Source organism: Paenisporosarcina quisquiliarum, assembly GCF_027563315.1.
GTDB lineage: Bacteria > Bacillota > Bacilli > Bacillales_A > Planococcaceae > Paenisporosarcina > Paenisporosarcina quisquiliarum.
Map to the genome: position 1 here is coordinate 44497 of NZ_JAMKBJ010000013.1, position 19390 is coordinate 63886.

The 19390-nt window shown below is 41.9% G+C and carries 17 protein-coding genes, 1 pseudogene and 1 riboswitch; of the genes and pseudogenes, 12 read left to right on the forward strand and 6 right to left on the reverse strand.

Annotated features, from left to right (window positions below; translation table 11 throughout):
* Positions 1–163 precede the first annotated feature (163 nt).
* Complete coding sequence (locus M9R32_RS13360; protein ID WP_269927243.1) at positions 164–814, reverse strand: CPBP family intramembrane glutamic endopeptidase; 651 nt, start codon at positions 812–814, stop codon at positions 164–166.
* Positions 815–880: 66 nt separating this feature from the next.
* Here M9R32_RS13360 and M9R32_RS13365 point away from each other — a divergent pair, with 66 nt between their 5' ends.
* The 3 genes from M9R32_RS13365 to M9R32_RS13375 all read left to right on the forward strand — a co-directional run bounded on the left by M9R32_RS13365 (position 881) and on the right by M9R32_RS13375 (position 4668).
* Entirely contained in the window at positions 881–1933 is a 1053-nt protein-coding gene (locus tag M9R32_RS13365; RefSeq protein WP_269927244.1) for a potassium channel family protein, read from the forward strand.
* Positions 1934–1987: 54 nt separating this feature from the next.
* Entirely contained in the window at positions 1988–3760 is a 1773-nt protein-coding gene (locus M9R32_RS13370; RefSeq protein ID WP_269927245.1) for a mechanosensitive ion channel, read from the forward strand.
* Positions 3761–4197: 437 nt separating this feature from the next.
* On the forward strand, positions 4198–4668 hold the full coding sequence (locus tag M9R32_RS13375) for a DinB family protein (protein WP_269927246.1): 471 nt from the start codon (positions 4198–4200) through the stop codon (positions 4666–4668).
* A gap of 343 nt (positions 4669–5011) precedes the next feature.
* Here the strand turns inward: M9R32_RS13375 and M9R32_RS13380 are convergent, their stop codons facing one another.
* The 5 genes from M9R32_RS13380 to M9R32_RS13400 all read right to left on the reverse strand — a co-directional run bounded on the left by M9R32_RS13380 (position 5012) and on the right by M9R32_RS13400 (position 8559).
* Positions 5012–5650, reverse strand: a complete 639-nt coding sequence (locus M9R32_RS13380) for a response regulator transcription factor (protein ID WP_269927247.1) — start codon at positions 5648–5650, stop codon at positions 5012–5014.
* A complete protein-coding gene (locus tag M9R32_RS13385) occupies positions 5628–6671 on the reverse strand; it encodes a sensor histidine kinase (protein WP_269927248.1) in 1044 nt (347 codons plus the stop codon). The genes M9R32_RS13380 and M9R32_RS13385 overlap by 23 nt, the downstream gene beginning before the upstream one ends.
* Positions 6668–7369, reverse strand: coding sequence for a cell wall-active antibiotics response protein LiaF (liaF, locus tag M9R32_RS13390; protein ID WP_269927249.1), 702 nt, complete (start codon positions 7367–7369; stop codon positions 6668–6670). Before liaF ends, M9R32_RS13385 begins: the two co-directional genes overlap by 4 nt.
* A gap of 173 nt (positions 7370–7542) precedes the next feature.
* The gene (locus M9R32_RS13395) at positions 7543–8190 is read right to left on the reverse strand and encodes a PspA/IM30 family protein (RefSeq protein WP_269927250.1); all 648 of its coding nucleotides are present in this window, start codon (positions 8188–8190) and stop codon (positions 7543–7545) included.
* 12 nt (positions 8191–8202) lie between these two features.
* The gene (locus tag M9R32_RS13400) at positions 8203–8559 is read right to left on the reverse strand and encodes a lmo0954 family membrane protein (RefSeq protein WP_269927251.1); all 357 of its coding nucleotides are present in this window, start codon (positions 8557–8559) and stop codon (positions 8203–8205) included.
* 193 nt (positions 8560–8752) lie between these two features.
* Between M9R32_RS13400 and M9R32_RS13405 the strand changes: the two are divergent.
* The 9 genes and pseudogenes from M9R32_RS13405 (at position 8753) to M9R32_RS13445 (ending at position 19382) form a co-directional block, all read left to right on the forward strand.
* Positions 8753–9921, forward strand: a pseudogene (locus tag M9R32_RS13405) (thiolase family protein).
* Positions 9918–10688 carry a 3-hydroxyacyl-CoA dehydrogenase gene (locus M9R32_RS13410; protein WP_269927252.1) on the forward strand — a complete coding sequence of 257 codons (771 nt, stop codon included), beginning with the start codon at positions 9918–9920 and terminating at the stop codon, positions 10686–10688. The pseudogene M9R32_RS13405 and the gene M9R32_RS13410 overlap by 4 nt, the downstream one beginning before the upstream one ends.
* Positions 10689–10700: 12 nt before the next feature.
* Positions 10701–11849, forward strand: coding sequence for an acyl-CoA dehydrogenase family protein (locus M9R32_RS13415; RefSeq protein ID WP_269927253.1), 1149 nt, complete (start codon positions 10701–10703; stop codon positions 11847–11849).
* A 285-nt stretch (positions 11850–12134) separates the two neighbouring features.
* On the forward strand, positions 12135–13421 hold the full coding sequence (locus tag M9R32_RS13420; protein ID WP_269927254.1) for a DUF4139 domain-containing protein: 1287 nt from the start codon (positions 12135–12137) through the stop codon (positions 13419–13421).
* A 4-nt stretch (positions 13422–13425) separates the two neighbouring features.
* The gene (locus tag M9R32_RS13425; protein WP_269927255.1) at positions 13426–14511 is read left to right on the forward strand and encodes a metallophosphoesterase; all 1086 of its coding nucleotides are present in this window, start codon (positions 13426–13428) and stop codon (positions 14509–14511) included.
* A gap of 76 nt (positions 14512–14587) precedes the next feature.
* Complete coding sequence (locus tag M9R32_RS13430) at positions 14588–15199, forward strand: DedA family protein (RefSeq protein WP_269927256.1); 612 nt, start codon at positions 14588–14590, stop codon at positions 15197–15199.
* A gap of 9 nt (positions 15200–15208) precedes the next feature.
* Complete coding sequence (locus tag M9R32_RS13435) at positions 15209–16036, forward strand: undecaprenyl-diphosphate phosphatase (RefSeq protein WP_269927257.1); 828 nt, start codon at positions 15209–15211, stop codon at positions 16034–16036.
* A gap of 226 nt (positions 16037–16262) precedes the next feature.
* Positions 16263–16718, forward strand: coding sequence for a hypothetical protein (locus M9R32_RS13440; protein ID WP_269927258.1), 456 nt, complete (start codon positions 16263–16265; stop codon positions 16716–16718).
* An 80-nt stretch (positions 16719–16798) separates the two neighbouring features.
* Positions 16799–16975: riboswitch (cobalamin riboswitch) on the forward strand.
* Positions 16976–17156: 181 nt separating this feature from the next.
* A complete protein-coding gene (locus tag M9R32_RS13445) occupies positions 17157–19382 on the forward strand; it encodes a ribonucleoside-diphosphate reductase subunit alpha (protein ID WP_269927259.1) in 2226 nt (741 codons plus the stop codon).
* The last annotated feature ends 8 nt before the right edge of the window (positions 19383–19390 follow it).

Below are 19390 nucleotides of genomic sequence, written 5' to 3' on the forward strand. Positions count from 1 at the left end.
CCGTAATCAAATTCTTCAAGTTGCATATACTAAATTGACTGCGGAACTTAACCAGGTTGTCAGTCAAACCAAAGAAAACGTCTAAGCCCATGCTTAGACGTTTTTATTGTTTAGGGATGTAGAGAATTTTCGAATACCTGTGTTCAGAAATAGTCTACAAAACCTACTTGATATAAAACATATAAACACCAATTAGTAAAACCCCTATATCCGCAAATATATGAATGATCCAGGAAGGATAAATGGTTCCACTCTTCTCATTAATCCATTGAAATACAAGACCGCCAATAAAGAGACCCGCGACTGCTAACAGTAAAATTGGCCACTCGAACCATGGCAAGAAAATCGCGATGTGGTAAATGGCAAAAAAGAGGCTTGGCAGAAACCATTTCAATCTCGATTCTTTTAATAAATCCACTAATAAGCCACGAAAGAAAAATTCCTCCAAAAAAGAATTACCCAACAATATGTAAACTGCAACAAATGGGAATACTGAAGCTGTAACGCCAACACGCTTTTCCAAATCTTCTTGTAAAGCGACCAAGTCAATCAAGTCATTCAACAACATATAAGTACTTAAAATTGTACCTGCGACTAATAAGCCTAGCCCTAGTGCTATATAAATACTCTTTTTTTGTGTTTTTCGTATTTGCAGAAAATCAAATGTGAAACTTCTCAATAAAAGTACAGGAAACACAACAAAAACTAATACTTTAGCAAGTGTTTTCCATACATAAGAAACTTCAATACCTTGTTCAATCCACAGTAGAAACAAAATCGAGAACAAGGGAAATAGTACAGTCCATTTTTTCATGTTTTTTCCACCTCACTAAATAGACGAAATTCGTGTTAAAAGGTTTGCGAAGGGGTAGATATAGTAATGAATCAATCAAATGAAGCAGGTGAATCAATGAACACATCAAAATGGATGGATCTTCGCATTCGTTTCCGTCATATACTCTTTGCCATTATCGGTTTAATTGTCTTGGTCGCAGTTGCCACAGCTGGTTTCATGGCATTGGAAAATCTCAAATTCTTTGATGCCTTTTATTTAACAATTATATCGCTGATGACGGTGGGCTATGGTGACATAGTTCCCGAAACGGAAGCGGGGCAAAAATTCGCATTATTACTTATTCCATTAGGTGTGGCATTTGTCACGTACGCAATGGGAGCAGTGGCTTCTTATTTCATTGAACATCAACTATCCGTAAAGGTGTGGAATAAACGTATGGAACATGCAATTAAACATTTGGAAGATCATATTGTCGTATGTGGATTAGGGCGAGTGGGAAGACAGGTTTATGAGCAATTAAAAGAAGAAGATGTCCCTGTCATTTACATCCATGACTCCGAAGAAGAAATGGTGGAGCACTTAGCGGAAGGAACGCTTCGTATCGTTGGCAGTCCATTGCAGGAAAATATCTTGAAAGAAGCGAATGTGGCAAAAGCTCGAGGCTTGATTGCGACGTTACCGAGTGACTCAGATAATGTGTTTATCACCATCAAAGCGAAAGCCTTAAATGAAAAGATTGAAGTGGTGGCAAGAGCGGAAAACGCAGGCTCTGAAGAAGTATTGTTGCGTGCGGGTGCCAGTCGAGTAATCAATCCCTCTACAATTGGTGGCCGGGAATTAGTAAGTTCCGTACTACGTCCAGAAGGTACAGATTTAGTGAATCTTCTAATTCATACAAAAGAAAAAAAGCAGTCCCTCGAAGAAGTGTCGCTTGAGGAAGCCTGTACATACATCGGGAAATCTTTAAAAGAATCCGCGATACGTAATGAGATGGGTGTAACTGTTCTGGCAATCCGTCGTGGAGAGGAACTCATTAGCAATCCCTCCTCAGATGAAGTGTTGAAGAAGGAAGATGTTTTAATCATATATGGGGAGAAAGATACGAGCGAAGCGTTTAAAAAGAAATGCAAAGGGTAAATGAAGATTGTTATGAAATACAAATAATTATGAATTGTCTAAGGAGGATACGCTATGATGGATCAGTACTATTGGAGAGACACTCTCTCTTTTTTACCAGAACTTTTGCTAGCTTTGTTGGTATTATTAATCGGATTTTTTGTGGCAAAGTTCCTGGAAAACCTTACGTACAAAATGTTACGTAAAGCACGTGTTAATGAACGACTAGGAAACAAAAATGAAAAGTGGACAGTCGAAAAGATTATCAGTAAAGTAGTCTTCTTCGTCGTGTTGATTCTTGCATTTGTACTATTCTTTAATATCTTAAACTTGAATTCTATGGCAATGCCTTTTGTTTCCATGTATTCAGGCTTAACGGGTGCTTTCCTTAACATTTTGAAAGCAGGTTTAATCTTACTATTTGCTTGGGTGTTAGCTACGGTTGTTAAAAAAGTCATCCAAATGGCTGGCAACAAGCTGAACTTGAACAAATATGTGTCGAAAACAGGTATGGATGCAAATCCTGCCGATCAAGCAAAATGGACAGATACAGCAGCTAACGTTGCGTATTATCTTATTTTCTTATTATTCATTCCAGCCGTATTAAACGCTCTTGGAATTGATGGACTAAGTGGACCGTTTGAAGGAATGCTTGCAAGCTTCTTTAACTTCATTCCTAAACTAGTATCTGCAGCATTAGTATTCTTCATCGGTTGGTTTGTTGCGAAACTGGTTCGTAACCTACTTGAGAAGTTTTTACAATCTGCAGGAGCAGACCGCTTGGCAGAACGTTTAAATATTTCTTCTTTCTTTGAAGGGACTAGCCTTTCAAAAGTTGTAGGAATTATCGCGTTTATTTTAATCATGATTCCAGTATCGATTACTGCACTTGAAATTTTAGATTTAGATGGAATTTCTGGTCCAGCAGTAGGTATGTTGAATGACATTTTAGCTATGTTGCCAAAAATTGCAATTGCGATCATCCTTATCTTAGTAGGGATTGTTGCAGCTAGATGGGTGAAAGATATTGTTGTGTCATTGCTTGAAAAAATGGGTGTCAACTCAATTTTCGGTAAAATGGGCTTCAAATCAGGTGCTGGATCAGCTCCATCTTTCGCTTCACTATTAGGTACAGTCGTACAAGTTATCATCATCTTATTGTTTGTTGTAGAAGCGCTACAATTACTTGAACTTGAATTTATGGTTACACTAGCAACAGGTATTTTTGCTTACTTGCCATCAGTTATTGCTGCTATCATCATTCTTGCAGTTGGTTTCTGGTTAGCAAATATGGCAGAACAATTAGTGGGCAGTGTGATGAGCCATTCTTCAGGTACACCACATGTATTACGTTATGTTGCGAAATATGCAATTCTTGCATTCGCATTCTTTATGGCATTAGATCAACTAGGCATTGCAGCTTCAATTATTAACTCTGCGTTCATCCTTATCTTAGGTGGCGTAGCATTAGCATTCGGTCTAGCATTCGGTTTAGGCGGACGCGAACATGCTTCTCGTTATTTAAGCAAGATGGAAAAGAGTTTGCAAAATGCTGAAGTGTCAAAAGAAAACTATAAAGCTGAAAAAGAATCGATTAAAGAATCTTTAAAAGAATCTTTTAAGCCTGAACAAGCAAAAGAACAAAGTTTACGTGGATTCAATGCACATGTAGACGAAGTGAATCCAGCTAACTCTGTGAGACCAGTTGATGAGGGCTTCAACACACCTTCACCAGACGAAGTTCATCCATATGATGAAGTTCCACCAAATGAAGGGTCTTCATTTAACAAAGATGCACACGACAGTTGGAATAGCACGAAACCTAAAGACGATCCATTTAGACCTTAATTAAGTTTTGAAAGCAGCAACTCCCATCTATTGGAGTTGCTGTTTTTTTGTGTGAAGAAAATGGATTTATTGAGTGAATGACGGCTCAGTCTGACTTTAAGCCGTTCACGTCTGAAAAACGGGGGATGACGTCTGAAAAAATTGTCTTCACGTCTGAAAAATTGTCGTGCACGTCTGAAAAAAAGCCGTATGCCAACAGAAAAGGCTGCTAGTTTCATCGGCAGCCCCATTCCGTGTTTTCATAACACCATGTTTTATAGTGAAAAACGTGAATCAGTATGAAACTATTTTCAAACAAATAAAATAACACAAGGACAAATCAAGATTTAGCCCGATATAATGTGGCGTTTGAATAATATATTTTCGATTTTTCTGTTTCTTTTTATAATAGATTCAGCTACCCTTAATTTATCAAGTATCGATAAGGGGATTAAAACATGGAGACATTAGGTCAATTAAACTTTGCGCGAATATATACGCAAGGGAGATTGCAATCAGTAAAAGATGAGCAATGGGATATCCAACCGGAAGGGTTTCACAATACAATCCGATGGAATGTCGGTCATATATTTGTATCGATGGAGAGTTTAATCCATCGTGGAGTACCTGAATACGAGATTTCTCATCCCGAATGGATGTCTTTGTTCGCGCCAGGAACAAAACCCTCTGATTGGACAGTTGACCCTCCAACGAACGAACAGTTACTGACTGCTTTGGCAGAACAACCTGCACGGGTCAAAGAATTCCTGACAGGTAAACTAGATCAACAAATGCCTGATGTTATGTCGATTGGGAAATTCCACGACATGGCAACGGTTGAGGCAGTGATTCAATTTGTGATATGGCATGAAGGAATTCATGCAGGCATCATTTTTGCTTTGAATAAAATGACGGCTGGTTTAGAGTAAAAAAAGCAAGATAGGAGTGGCTTTGACTGAAAACATGTCAAAGCCACTTTTTTGCACGTTCAATATGTGAAGATGTGATGGCCCGCGTAGAAAATATGAGCTTTTATGTCCAGGTAGACATTTTTGTGGTCCAGGTAGACAAAGCACGGTTCCAGGTAGACAGATTGGTCCTCCAGGTAGACAGTTTCGCATTCCAGGTTGTACAAAATTTCACTAGAATCAAATTTTTAACGAATATTAATAAAATATGGATATATTTAGACGTAGTTCTAATGAATCTCCAATAACGTATCAAGAAATAGAGAAAACCACTAAAAAACAACCTCCCAATTGGAAGGTTGTTTTATGTTTTAGGCACTAAATCTTGTTGAAACGCATACACAACGGCTTGTGTGCGGTCTTGCACCTCGAGTTTGGAAAGGATGTTGCTGACATGTGTTTTAACGGTCTTCAATGCAATAAACAATTCATCAGCAATGTCCTGGTTGCTACGACCTTTCGCCATTAACATTAGGATTTCGTGCTCGCGTTCAGTCAACTCATCGTGAAGCGGACGAGTTTGACCTTGGCGCATCCGTTTCATCATTTTGTTCGTGACTTCTGGCTCCAAAACAGCTTGCCCAGACAATGTATCGCGAATCGCAGTTGCGATTTGTTTCGCATTAGATGTTTTCAGTACATAACTGACAGCACCAGCTTCAAGGGCTGGGTACACTTTATCATCATCAAGGAAACTGGTGACAATCATGATTTTTGCTTGAGGCCATTTGGAAATGATTTCTTTTGTGGCTTCTGCGCCATTCATAATGGGCATCACCATATCCATCAGCACGATATCCGGACGCAGTGATAATACCAGATCAACAGCTTCCTTGCCGTTGACGGCTTCTCCGATTACATCCATATCAGGCTGTGCTTGTAAGTAAGCGGACACGCCTATCCGGACCATTTCATGATCATCAACGAGTACGATTCGAATCATCAATTTCCAATCCTTTCTCAACCGGTACTTTTACTTCCACGATCGTTCCTTGTGATGGGACGGAGACCACTTTGCTGGTGCCACCCATTTCGACTGCCCGTTCTTGTATGTGATGTAACCCGTAAGAACCTGTTTTTCCTTCATCATTCATAAATCCAATGCCATTATCCTGTACACGGAAAATAGCGAGTCCATCTCTCTCCACAAATAGAATGTCGACTTCACTTGCATTTGCATGACGCAATGTGTTGGATAGCGTTTCTTGTGCAATGCGGAATAAATGGTCTTCCGCACCTTTGGAAAGAGAGATATCCTCCAGTCGGAAGCGGATGGTGAAGTGTACTTTTTGTTGCAATTCAAACAGTAATTCTTCAAGACCTTGAGCCAAAGATTTGTTATGAAGTGCTGCAGGACGTAAGTGGAGAAGGAGGGCACGCATTTCAAGTTGTGCTTGCTGCACCATTTTTTCAGCTTGAGCCAATGGTTTCGGGACTTCATTCTCCTGCTGTTCCGTGATTGCTGATAGCAACATGGAGGCAGCAAATAACTGCTGCGACACAGAATCGTGAAGTTCTCTTGCTAGTCGCTGGCGTTCCTGAATAATGCGTTCCTGAATCCGCTTGTCTTCGCCTTCAGCCCGTTCGTCTGACATTCGTTGCAAACTTCTTTTTTGTGTAGTGATCAGCGTCGAAACATCACCTAGAGTTTTATGTAATTTCGACGATACTTTTGGAGCGGACAATCCATCAATTTGTTGATCGGTATTTGTGACTGCCTGTAAATAGTTGTCGACCGCTCGCTCTCTTTTTCTCGCCAGAGTCGTGCTGGAAATAGCTGTTCCCATACTAATACTAAGTAATGAAATAGCGATCCAAATCGCTATAGGCAAATCGCCTTCTTCTGATAGGAGAAGGTACCAGTTATCGTATGATGGCCATCCTATAAGATACGTTAATAACCCCATGAGGAAAGCAGTAAGAATTATGAATAATAGGATTGTACGTCCGATAAATCCACTCATTTGCGAATCACCTCAACATCTCCAAGCCATGTTGATACAGCAATGACTAATTCGGAAGTGGCACTACCTTGAGCTTCTGCATACCCATTTTGAAGGACAATCGATTGATTCCATAAACGTTTTTTACTGGCACTAAAAAGTCGGGCATCTCCAAGTAACGTCGTGTAATGGATACGAACAGGAATTTCATAAGGAACAAGCACGCTGATTTTCCCGATTCCCTGGCGAACGGAAACAAAAGAAGTTCCTTTTGGCAACACCGTTTGAGTCGCATCTATGGTGATGTTTCCGTAAATCCCTTGAACGTGCACATCTTGCCATTCATATGCCTGAAAAGGTGTAGTTTGAACAGAAAAGAGTTTGTTTTGAATGATGGCATTCGGTGTTTCTACGTCACCGAGAAATGGTTCAATTACTTGTTGTGTTTCATCGCCTTTCCAAAGTCGCACTAAAATATAGACCATTGTAGCTGCGATTAATAAGCGCAAGCTCCACATGGAAAGTAAGGCAACCCCTAAGAAAGCAATGCCGCTCCAGAAAAACAAGCGGCTTCTTTTCCGAAGACTGATATAAATTAACCCGATACCAAAAAGAACGAATAACACACTTCCATTATGGAAGAACATCGCTTCGATAAATATAAGTAGCAAGGCAGCCAATAGCCAAAATGTAATTCGCTCAGTTGAAAATCGTTGCAAAGCTATTCCTCCTTTTTCGTAACGGATTCCTCGACTAACAAGTAACCACTGTTGTAATTAATCTTAGTTAAAAGGAGAAGACAAGTGCCTTCTCCTTTATTTTGGTTTTTACTTTCAAGCACTTAACAGTGACTTTTCAGTAACAGTGCTAGAGCAGTGCTTTTCTATTAATATTACACAATTTCTTGTTGCGGTTGTGCATTTTTTTCTAGCATGTCTAATCTGCGTTCCATGGATGATAAATCATGTTGTTTTTCAATGCGTTGACCTAGACGTTCGATGTATTGTTCCATTTCTTCAAAGGCCAATAATCTTTTTTCACCGTTTTTTGATGCTTCAGGTTGAAGGACTCGGTCCATTTGGTGATGGGCACGAGTAACATTTTCTTTGCCCATAAGCTGTAGTTGGCGAACTTTCATATCTTTCAGTTTGTGTTTCATTTCTTCGAACTTTTGTTCAAGCCCAAATAACTCCTCAGTTGTGCGAGATATGCTCGCTTGTAATACGTCTTTACGGTTCGTGTAGGCTGTAACTTCTGCTTCGGCAAAAACAATTAATTCACCTTCATTTGTCTGACGGGCAAGCTCCAGTTGTGAGGTGCGTTTAGCCTGCATGTCTATTGCTTCTTGCAATTCTTTTTCAAGTTGGGCTTTAAGTTGTGCTTGGCGCTCAATCCATTTACCTGTTTGTTCGGTTTGTTTTTCTGCTTCACGAATGTATTGATTTAACATAGCGATGGGATTTTTCTGTTCTTTTTTGTCGAATACGTTGTGAAGATCTGCTTCAAATGCATGCTTGAATCGTTTCCATAATGTTGTCATGTGTAGTGCCTCCTATTTGTTTAGTTCGTTCCACTGTTTTTCAAAGTTAATAAACGGGTCTGAAGATGCTGCAGTCAGTTGTGTAGGGAAAGCAATCGGTTGTTGTTTCCATTCGCGAATGACATACCATAAACCGGCAATCGCTAGAATACCGAAGAAACCGGGCACATTTGCTACAGCTGTCAGTAATCCGATCAGTCCAACGGCAATCCAAGAAATTTTAGCCAGTTTTGATCCTCCCTTTAAATAGAAATGCATTCCTGCGAACACAAGCAGTGCAGATAATGCAAGACCTAAAAGTGGTCCCAAATTGACCAGTGCCACGATGCCTGCGATTACGCCAACTACGATTAATCCAAATTTTTTCATGTGTTTGTCTCTCCTTTCAAATTGTAAGTTAATCGTACCAACTGAACGTGATTCACCAAACGGGCTTGGAATGCATTTTTTACTAAGACCAGAGACGTAGAAGGTTCTAAGAAGAGAGTAGAAAATTTAGGGATAGTTATGTAAAATAATAGTGAGTGAATATTCATTCAATTCCGATTAAAGAGGTGTGACGATGAAAGAAGTCGTGATTATAGAAGGAATACGAACTGCAGTTGGTCGGAGAAAAGGAAAGTTTGCCCAAATGCGACCGGATGAATTGGCCGCAATTGTTTTAGAGAAATTAATCGAACGTGCCGGAATTGATAAAGGGGACGTAGAGGATATCATATTAGGTTGTGTCTCACAGGCTGGTGAGCAAGGAGGAAATATTGCCCGAACAGCAGGATTGATTGCTGGCTTTCCTACAAAGGTGCCTGGCACTACGATTGATCGTCAATGTGGTTCAAGTCAGCAAGCGGTCCATTTTGCTGCACAGGCAATCGCTTCAGGTGATATGGACATCGTCATTGCAGGTGGTGTGGAAAGCATGACACGCGTGCCAATGTTTTCAAACATGGGAGATGCCAAACCAAGCAAGAAGTTAACGGAGCAATACGAAATCATCAATCAAGGATTGTCGGCCGAACGAATTGCAGAAAAATGGAATTTATCGCGGGAACAATTGGATGCCTTTTCGGTTCAAAGTCATGAACGTGCATTCAGGCGATTGCAGAGGGCCGCTTCGAAAAAGAAATTGTGCGAATTGAAGTGACTAATGAAGACGGTTCAACGGAGTTGTTCTCTATTGATGAAGGTCCAAGAGCAGGAACTACAATTGAAACACTGGGCGGATTAAAAACAGTGTTTGATGAAAATGGACGAATTACAGCTGGTAATGCGAGTCAGATGAGTGACGGTGCATCAGCAGTACTGTTGATGTCGCTTGAGAAAGCCCGGCAATTAGGGTTAAAACCACGCGCACGCATTCATACCAGAGTGGTTGTTGGATCCGACCCAACGCTTATGCTGACGGGTCCTATTGCCGCAACACAAAAAGTATTGGAAAAAGCGAATTTAACCATTGAAGACATGGATGTTTACGAAGTTAATGAAGCGTTTGCGCCTGTGCCGCTTGCATGGTTAAAAGATATTGGTGCTGATCCGGCTAAGTTAAATCGAAATGGTGGTGCCATTGCACTTGGTCATCCACTTGGTGCATCTGGAACGAAACTTCTTGTCACGTTGCTTCATGAGTTAGAACGCACAAATGGCCGTTATGGACTGCTGGCGATTTGTGAAGGAATGGGTATGGCGAACGCAACCATTATTGAGAGATTGCCAGAATCGGAGGAACGTTCATGAAAACAGCTGAAGTCATTGCAATCGTAACTGGTGGTGCATCTGGACTCGGAGAAGCTACCACGAGAAGGCTGGTCGCTCAAGGTGGGAAAGTCGCCATTTTTGATTTGAATGAACAACGTGGGAGAGCGTTGGTTGAAGAATTGGGTCATGAACATGTAGTGTACTTTCAAACGAATGTTACGGATGCTCAGCAAGTTGAACAACAAGTAGCAGAAGTAATAGCTCATTATGGGAAAGTGAATACATTAATCAGCTGCGCTGGGATTGCGACACCAGGCAAAGTAGTATCGCAAAAAGGTCCGCTAGCACTGGACCGTTTCGAACAAGTCATTCAAGTGAATTTGATTGGGACGTTTAACGTATTGCGCGTTGCTGCTCATGCGATGCAACAAAATGAACCGAATGAAGAAGGGGAGCGTGGCGTTATTATTAACACCGCTTCCGTCGCAGCTTTTGAAGGACAGATCGGCCAAGTGGCATACAGTGCATCTAAAGGCGGTGTCGTTGGCATGACGTTACCGATTGCGCGTGAATTTGCTAGAGACGGCATCCGTGTCATGGCGATTGCCCCTGGATTGATCGAAACGCCGTTGTTTGAAGGATTGCCGGAACCTGCACGAGTTTCCTTGGCAAGTTCTGTACCGTTCCCGAATCGTCTAGGAAAACCGAGTGAATATGCGCAATTAGTAGAAAGCATTTTAATTAATCCAATGCTTAACGGCGAAGTGATCCGTTTAGATGGTGCCATTCGCATGCAGCCAAAATAAGGAGGAATCATAATGGGGAAATATCGTTTTGAGAAAGATGAGCACGTGATGTTCCGTAAGTCCCTTCGCAAGTTCTTGGAAAAAGAAGCTGTTCCTCATTACGAACAGTGGGAAGAAGATCGTATGATTCCTAAATCGTTTTGGCGCAAGCTCGGGGAAATGGGCTATTTAAGTCCGCAAGTGGAAGAACAATATGGCGGACTTGAAGTTGATTTTCGCTATGCGGTCATTATCGGTGAAGAAATGGAACGAGTTGGTGCTAGCTTGACGGGTGTTGGACTGCACAATGATATTGTGGTTCCTTATATAGAAGCTTACGCGAATGACGAACAGAAAGCGCGTTGGCTACCAGGTTGCGTCACAGGCGAACATATCACGGCCATTGCTATGACAGAACCTGGAGCGGGATCTGATCTCGCAGCAATTCAAACTACTGCGGTTCGTGATGGCGATTCCTATATCGTGAATGGTTCCAAAACCTTTATTACGAATGGCATCAATGCGAATCTTGTTGTAGTCGTTGTGAAAACCGATACGCAAATTGAGCCGAAGCACCGGGGGATCAGTTTGCTCGTGATTGAAGAAGGCATGGCTGGATTTACCCGTGGACGCAAACTGAACAAAGTCGGCATGCACGCGCAGGATACAGCTGAATTGTATTTTGAAGATTGCCGGGTACCAGCTAAAAATCTGCTAGGCGAAGAAGGAAAAGGGTTTACTTATTTAATGGAGAAGCTGCAACAAGAACGACTCATGGTAGCCATTTCCGCTCAAACTGCTTCAGAAGATATGGTCGAGATGACGTTGGATTATGTGAAGTCCCGCAAAGCATTCGGCAAGCCAATCGGAGCGTTCCAAAATACACAATTTAAGTTAGTGGAAATGAGCACGGAAGTCGAACTGGGTCATTCATTCCTTGAATCGTTGATTGAAGATCATATGGCCGGGAAAGACATTGTCTCAAAAGTGTCGATGGCGAAGTATTGGCTGACGGATACTGCCAAGAAAATTTCCGGGGAATGCCTGCAATTGCACGGGGGATACGGCTATATGGAAGAGTATAAAATTGCCCGTCGATACCGCGATATTCCCGTTGCTGCGATCTATGCCGGTAGCAATGAAATCATGAAAGTGATTGTCGCGAAGAAAATGGGATTGTAAACATTGTCCGCTTCTTTCTATTGAGAAGCGGGTTTTTTAGGTTTTCTTGATATGTGAAGGGTTTTTCTTGATATCGACATGGCTTTTCTTGATATGTGAAGGACTTTTCTTGATATCGACATGGCTTGTCTTGATATGTAAAGGACTTGTCTTGAAATCATCTTAACTTTTCGCGATATCCCTACACTTTATTTATAATCACGCTCGGACCAACAGTGGCGAATCCAAATGTTAAACGTCGCATATCATGATATACTTTCGAAAAACAATGAGGGGGTGCCGCTTATGCCGACCAATATCCCGGCGAGCCGGAGGAAAGACTTGGCGCTGACAGTTTACAATGATGGATTTGCGTTAGTTCAAGAAATCCGTTCCATTCCTCCACTTTCAGACGATCACATCGTTTATTATACGGACGTGCCAGAACGAATTGAGTCAAATTCCGTACAGGTAAAAGGCCTCAAAGTCGTCGAGCTCACGTATGAATATGATTTGATGGATCGAATGAAACTGCTGGAAAAGTATGTCGGTCATGAAATCAGACTCGTCAACAAAAAAACTGGCGAGGAAAAGACCTATCTTTTATTAGATGTCCAAAATGGTCTGGTTCTTGCGGATATGGTGACAAGAGAAATTGTTCTCGATGCCGAAGGCGAAATCCGTTTGCCGGATGGTCCGGAAGAAGTGATGTTAAAACCTACACTCGTCTGGCGATTTAAAGAACAGACAGCAGAAGATGTACGCGTTACGTATTTAACCCCAGGACTTAGCTGGGATGCGGACTATGTGGCACAAATCAGGGAAAATGATTTCGACCTAACTGGATGGGTCACGATGACGAACAATTCGGGCATGACGTTTGACGAAGCAAAAGTAAAATTAATGGCTGGTACGGTGAGTCGAGCACCAATGCTTAGGCAAAAAACGATGGCTTTTGAGCAGAATGTGTCTGAGATAGAACCTGAACGTCAAGCATTCGGTGAGTATTACTTATATACGCTGCCTGAAAGACTGACGCTGACTAATCGTCAACAAAAGCAAATTCAGCTTTTTTCTGCATATCAGATTAAATCCCAAACGGTGTATGAAGTAAACGCGTACAGTGATCATCCAACCGTGTACTTTACGTTCCGAAATGATGCCGCAAACGGACTCGGTTTTCCACTGCCCCGAGGAAGATTTAAATTATATAAAGAAAATCCGAAAGATGGATCCTCTGAATTTATCGGGGAAGATTTCATCCCGCATACGGCTGTAGGGGAACTGGTCCGGATTAAATCAGGGGAAGCTTTTGATGTCACAGTGGAAAGTGATGTTGTGGCTGAATACAAGAAAGACGGCTATGAATACGAGGAAGTCGTTTACTTGATTCGCAACCAAAAGGACCAGCCAATTGAACTCATTATCAACCACAGCACAAGTTATGGCATATTTGATGTGGTCGAATCAACACATACGTGGAAACGGAAAGATGACGATATACAAATCTTTGTGCCGGTTCCAGCAAAATCTGAAGTGAAAGTGGCATTTACGATTCGGTATGACCGAAGACAAGATGTAAAGGTGAATTAGCAACATGAAACGTATCAGCATAGGCACTCTTATTCTAGCAGTTTATACACTACTCGTATTTTACTTTGGCTATAACACCTATCAATGGCTTCAGACATGGGAATTGACGATTCATCCTGTGTTGTTCGGCTTTCTGTGGTTTGTCTGTGCTTTTGGCTACATCATCGGCAAGTTCAGTCATTCACTGAAGTATTTCAGTATGATCGGGTCGTACTGGTTCATCGTGATGCAGTACGGCTTGATTTTATTTCCCCTGGCAACCGTTGCTTATTTAGTCATACCTTCGGAACAAACGATTTTTATGATAGGAAATATCGTAGCTTTTGTTTTTCTCATCATTTTCATCGCAGGCACATATATGGCGTTTTCACCGGTTGTTCGCCATAAGACCATACATATCAACAAGGATTCTGGTTCCTTGCGCGAGTTAAAGTTGGTACTCGCTTCTGACTTTCACTTAGGTCTTCTTTCCAACAAAAAGCACTTGCAGCGGTTTGTGAATTTGGCCAACGAAGAGCAGCCGGATGTGGTGTTGCTGGCTGGGGATTTGGTGGATGATGATCCGATTTGGTTTGTGAAGGACGGCATGTCTGAAGTGATGAGGCAGTTGAAGACAACATATGGTGTTTATGGGGTTGTCGGAAATCATGAGTATTACGGACGGAAAATTCCGCTTCTTGTAGAGGAAATGAGGGAAGCTGGCGTCCGCATGTTGTTAGACGAAACCATTTGTGTGGAAAATGCGTTCTATGTAACGGGCAGGGAAGACGCGACGAATGGAAAGCGACAGACACTGGAGAGTTTGAAGCCAGAGTTGGACGAACTTCCATGGTTTGTAATGGACCATACTCCATTTGATTTGAATACGCCGGCTAAACTTGGGGTTGATGTGCATGTATCAGGGCACACCCACCGCGGGCAGATGTGGCCGAATCATTTATTCACACGTCGTTTGTTCGAGCTTGATTATGGGTATAAACATAAAGGTCTGATGCATGCATTTGTGTCTTCAGGCTTTGGATTTTGGGGTCCGCCGCTTCGATTGGGTTCCCGTTCGGAGCTTTGGTCGATTAAAATCACGTTGTCATGAAATTAACATTGGGAAAAGCCCATTAATCTTGTTACGATAGATGATGGAGATAAAATAGTTTGCTTGGAGGCTGGACATGGAAAACTGGATTACCGACATTATGAGCCAGTACGGTTACATAGGGATATTTTTACTGATTATGCTTGAAAATATTTTCCCTCCGATTCCGTCAGAAGTGATTTTGACGTTCGGTGGTTATATGACAACGCAAACATCGATGACGCCAATTGGAGTAATTTTGGTTTCAACTGGGGGGTCTGTTGCAGGTGCTGTAATTCTTTACGGAATTGGGTTATTGCTGGACGTTGAACGGTTGGAAAAAATCGTGGATCGCTGGGGCCGTGTGCTGCGATTGACGAAGAAAGATATTCATAAAGCGGATGCATGGTTCGATAAATATGGCATTTGGACCGTCTTGTTTTGCCGATTGATTCCTTTGATTCGCAGCTTGATTTCGATTCCTGCAGGGATGTCGAACATGAAGTTTGGACTGTTTTTGTTATTTACGACAATAGGAACACTGATTTGGAATACGATTTTAGTATCGGTCGGAGCGGCAGTGGGCGATAACTGGGAATCAATCGTTGGCGTAATGGACGTGTATTCAAATATCGTGTATGTATTAATTGTCCTTGCTGGGCTAGCCATTATTTGGTGGTATTTACGATTTAGAAAAAGAAGAGCATAAGGAGATATTATGGAACTATTTGATTTACTGAAAGCGTTAATATTAGGGTTTGTGGAAGGGATGACGGAGTTCGCTCCTGTTTCTTCTACCGGACATTTGATTATTGTGGATGACATGTGGTTAAGAACATCCGAGTTTCTAGGGAAATACTCGGCCAACTCGTTTAAGATTTTTATACAGCTTGGCTCGATTATGGCGGTAATCGTCGTGTTCTGGAAACGTTTGTTCAGTTTGGTCGGTCTTTATAAAATGAAAGATACCACTCCAGGTTCACAGTTGAAATTGACTCATGTCATTGTTGGATTAATTCCAGCGGGTATACTGGGTGTATTGTTTGAAGACTTTATTGATGAATATTTATTTTCGGTTGAAACCGTGTTAGTAGGCTTAGTCATCGGAGCGATTCTGATGATTGTGGCTGATAAATTCGGACCGAAAGTACCGAAAACACAAACGTTGGATCAGATTACGTATAAGCAGGCATTTACTGTAGGGCTAGTGCAATGTTTATCGTTATGGCCAGGGTTTTCACGTTCAGGTGCAACCATTTCAGGTGGTGTATTGTTCGGTATGAGTCACCGTACGGCTGCCGATTTTACATTTATCATGGCTGTTCCAATCATGTTCGGCGCGAGTTTCTTAACGCTGATGAAAAATTGGGAGGATATTGATCCCAACCATTTATCATTTTACATCGTTGGATTTATCAGTGCCTTTGTATTCGCATTGATTTCAATCAAGTTCTTCCTGAAGTTAATTGGACGCGTAAAGTTAACGCCATTTGCGATTTATCGTTTGGTTTTAGCGGCAGTGTTGTTCGTGATTATTATTTTATAGTTGTTCTGAAACGGTCTCTGTTTGAGGCCGTTTTTTTGTTGGGGAAAAGCCGTTTTGTGTTGGTTTCGCGAATAGAACGGGGCGGAACGCGAATAGAAGCTCCAGTTTTGAGAGTAGACTTAGAGAAACCGCGATTAAGCAGGAAGCATTCGATTTGTGTCGAATATTATTGAAATGCAAGGTTCGACATAATATTCAAGGCTTTAGAGAAAAGAGGTTCTATAAAATGACGGAAACCATGACAATCGATCACCGTTCAATCGCAGTAAGATTATTCAATGAAACATGGGATTTGATGGAGAAAAAAGACCGTACTGGTGATGAAGACTCACAAATGCTTGAGAAGTCATATGCTTCGCTTTATCATTGGCGTCAAGTTGGAACGAAGCTTAATTTGGCTAGAGGTTACTGGCAAGTGTCACGGGTACATGCCATTCTTGGTCATGGCGATGCCGCATACTTCTATGGAATGGCCGGTGTTGAATTGTGTGAAGCGGAAGGATTCGGCGATTTTGATATGGCGTTTGCCTATGAATCTGTTGCTCGTGCAGAAAAGTGCCGGGGTAATTCTGAATCAATGAATATTTGGTTGGCTCGTGGACAAGTAGCTGCCGAACTGATTGGTAAAGAATCGGACAAAAAATATTTTTTAAGCGAATTGGCTAGTGTGGATAAGGGCTGAACGATTTTAACGATATTTCATCAGTTGTAAGAGGAAACACTATATGTTAGATTGGTTATTATATTAAACACAATATATAGTGTATAAACGATGAAAAGGTACCAGTAATGGTTTAAAAGGGAATTCGGTAGATGCCGAAGCTGTCCCCGCAACTGTAAGTGTAAACGACCATACAAAGTCCACTGTGCATCAGCATGGGAAGGCGTATGGAAGGATAATACACGAGCCAGGAGACCTGCCTTTTTTATCGATGAAGCAACACTTTCTTCGGGGGTTGAGGAGTGGAAGCGAGCTATTTGTAGCGAGCAGAATTCCATTTTCTCGCAAACCAATTGAACTCCTTTCCATTCTTTCAATCATGAGCGATGGCTCAGCCGAAGAGGCTGTTCCATCGCTTTTTTGTGTTTCTGAAACTTTAAATTGGAGAGGTGCATACATATGGTGCAAAAAGTTTTAACAGACAGAGAAATACTGATTGATCAACTGCTTGAGAAGTTTAACGTTGATGAGTTGGCCCCTTTGTTACGGTCCCACGAAAAATGGCTCAAGAAAAATCCTGAAGCAACGAATGCACAATGGTCTCAGGCAATGGTGTTGGAGTCTCTCAGTCATTTAGATGAGGATGAGCCATATTGGACTTTTGTTGCTGCGCATATTTACTTAGCACAAGTTTACAGCGAACTCGCTAGCAGTCGAAATTGTTCAAGTCGAGAAGTGTATAAGGACTTTAATAGACACCTGAATGATTTATCGGACAAGGGGTTATATGATATTAGTCTCCTTCAAGCCTATACAAAGGAAGAAATCAAAGTATTAGGAGAAATACTTGAACCTGAACGCGATCGACTGTTTACATATATCGGATTAAAGACGTTGATGGATCGTTACGTAGCGAAAAATTACGATCATTCACCCGCTGAACTACCTCAGGAGCGCTGGCTGATTATTGCCATGACACTGATGCAAAATGAGAAAAGCAACCGTTTGGAGAAAGTGAAAGAAGCGTACTGGGCGATGAGTAACTTGTATATGACGGTTGCGACACCGACACTTTCAAATGCAGGGAAACCACATGGGCAATTATCGAGCTGCTTTATCGATACGGTTGACGATAGTCTGCAAGGAATCTATGACTCCAATACAGATGTCGCCACGCTTTCGAAATACGGCGGGGGAATCGGCATTTACATGGGGAAAGTACGAAGCAGGGGCTCCTCAATCCGTGGGTTCAAAGGGGCATCAAGCGGAGTGTTGCCATGGATTAAACAATTGAACAATACCGCTGTCAGCGTGGATCAACTCGGTCAACGACAAGGAGCGATTGCTGTTTATCTGGATGTGTGGCATAAGGATATCTTGCCTTTTCTGGACCTCAAGTTAAACAACGGAGATGAGCGGCTGCGAGCACATGATATTTTCACGGGTGTATGCCTGCCGGATATTTTCATGGAGAAAGTAGAAGCACGAGAAGAATGGACTTTGTTTGATCCACATGAAGTACGTTCGATCATGGGTTATTCGTTAGAAGATTTCTACGACGAAACCCGTGGAGGAGGTTCATTCCGTGAAAAATATCAAGCCTGTGTAGCGGATGAGCGGTTATCGAAGGAAATTGTGCCGGCCATTGATATTATGAAACGCATCATGCGCAGCCAACTGGAGACGGGTGTGCCATTTATGTTTTACCGTGATGAAGTAAACCGTATGAATACAAATAAACATGAAGGCATGATTTACAGCAGCAATTTGTGTACAGAAATTTTTCAAAATATGAGCGCGACTCAATTTGAATCAATTACGTTAGAAGACGATGTCATTGTGACACGCCGAAAGCCGGGCGACTTTGTCGTGTGTAACTTGTCTTCCATTAATTTAGGAAAAGCAGTGCCGGCGGGCGTGTTGGAACGATTGATTGAAATACAGGTGCGGATGCTCGACAATGTCATCGATTTGAACATGATTCCTGTGCCTCAAGCCGAACGAACGAACGCAAGATATCGTGGAATCGGTTTAGGTACGTTTGGATGGCATCACTTATTGGCCTTGAAAGGAATTCGCTGGGAGTCGGATGAGGCAGTGAAGTTTGCGGATGAATTGTATGAAGAGATTGCTTATTTTACCGTCCGTGCCTCCATGAATTTATCTCGAGAAAAAGGGCCATATCCATTGTTTAAAGGATCCGAATTCCACACGGGCGAATACTTTGCAAACCGTGGCTACAGCAGCATGAAATGGCGTGAACTGCGTTTGGATATTGCGATGAATGGCATGAGAAATGGCTATTTAATGGCAATTGCACCGAATTCTTCTACTTCCATCTTGGCAGGAAGTACGGCAAGTATTGATCCGATTTTCCAGAAGAGCTATTCAGAAGAGAAGAAGGACTATAAAATTCCGGTCACAGTACCTGACTTGAATCAAGAAACAACTTGGTTTTATAAGTCCGCATACTTCATTAATCAGCATTGGACATTAAAACAGAACGCCGCACGTCAACGCCATATTGACCAAGGGGTGTCGCTGAATTTGTATGTGCAAAATACCATCAAGGCGAAAGAGTTACTGGACTTGCACTTGGATGCGTGGGCAAGTGGTTTGAAAACGACCTATTATGTGCGCTCCACATCTGTCGAAATGATGGAATGTGAGTCTTGCTCAAGCTAAGGAGGAAC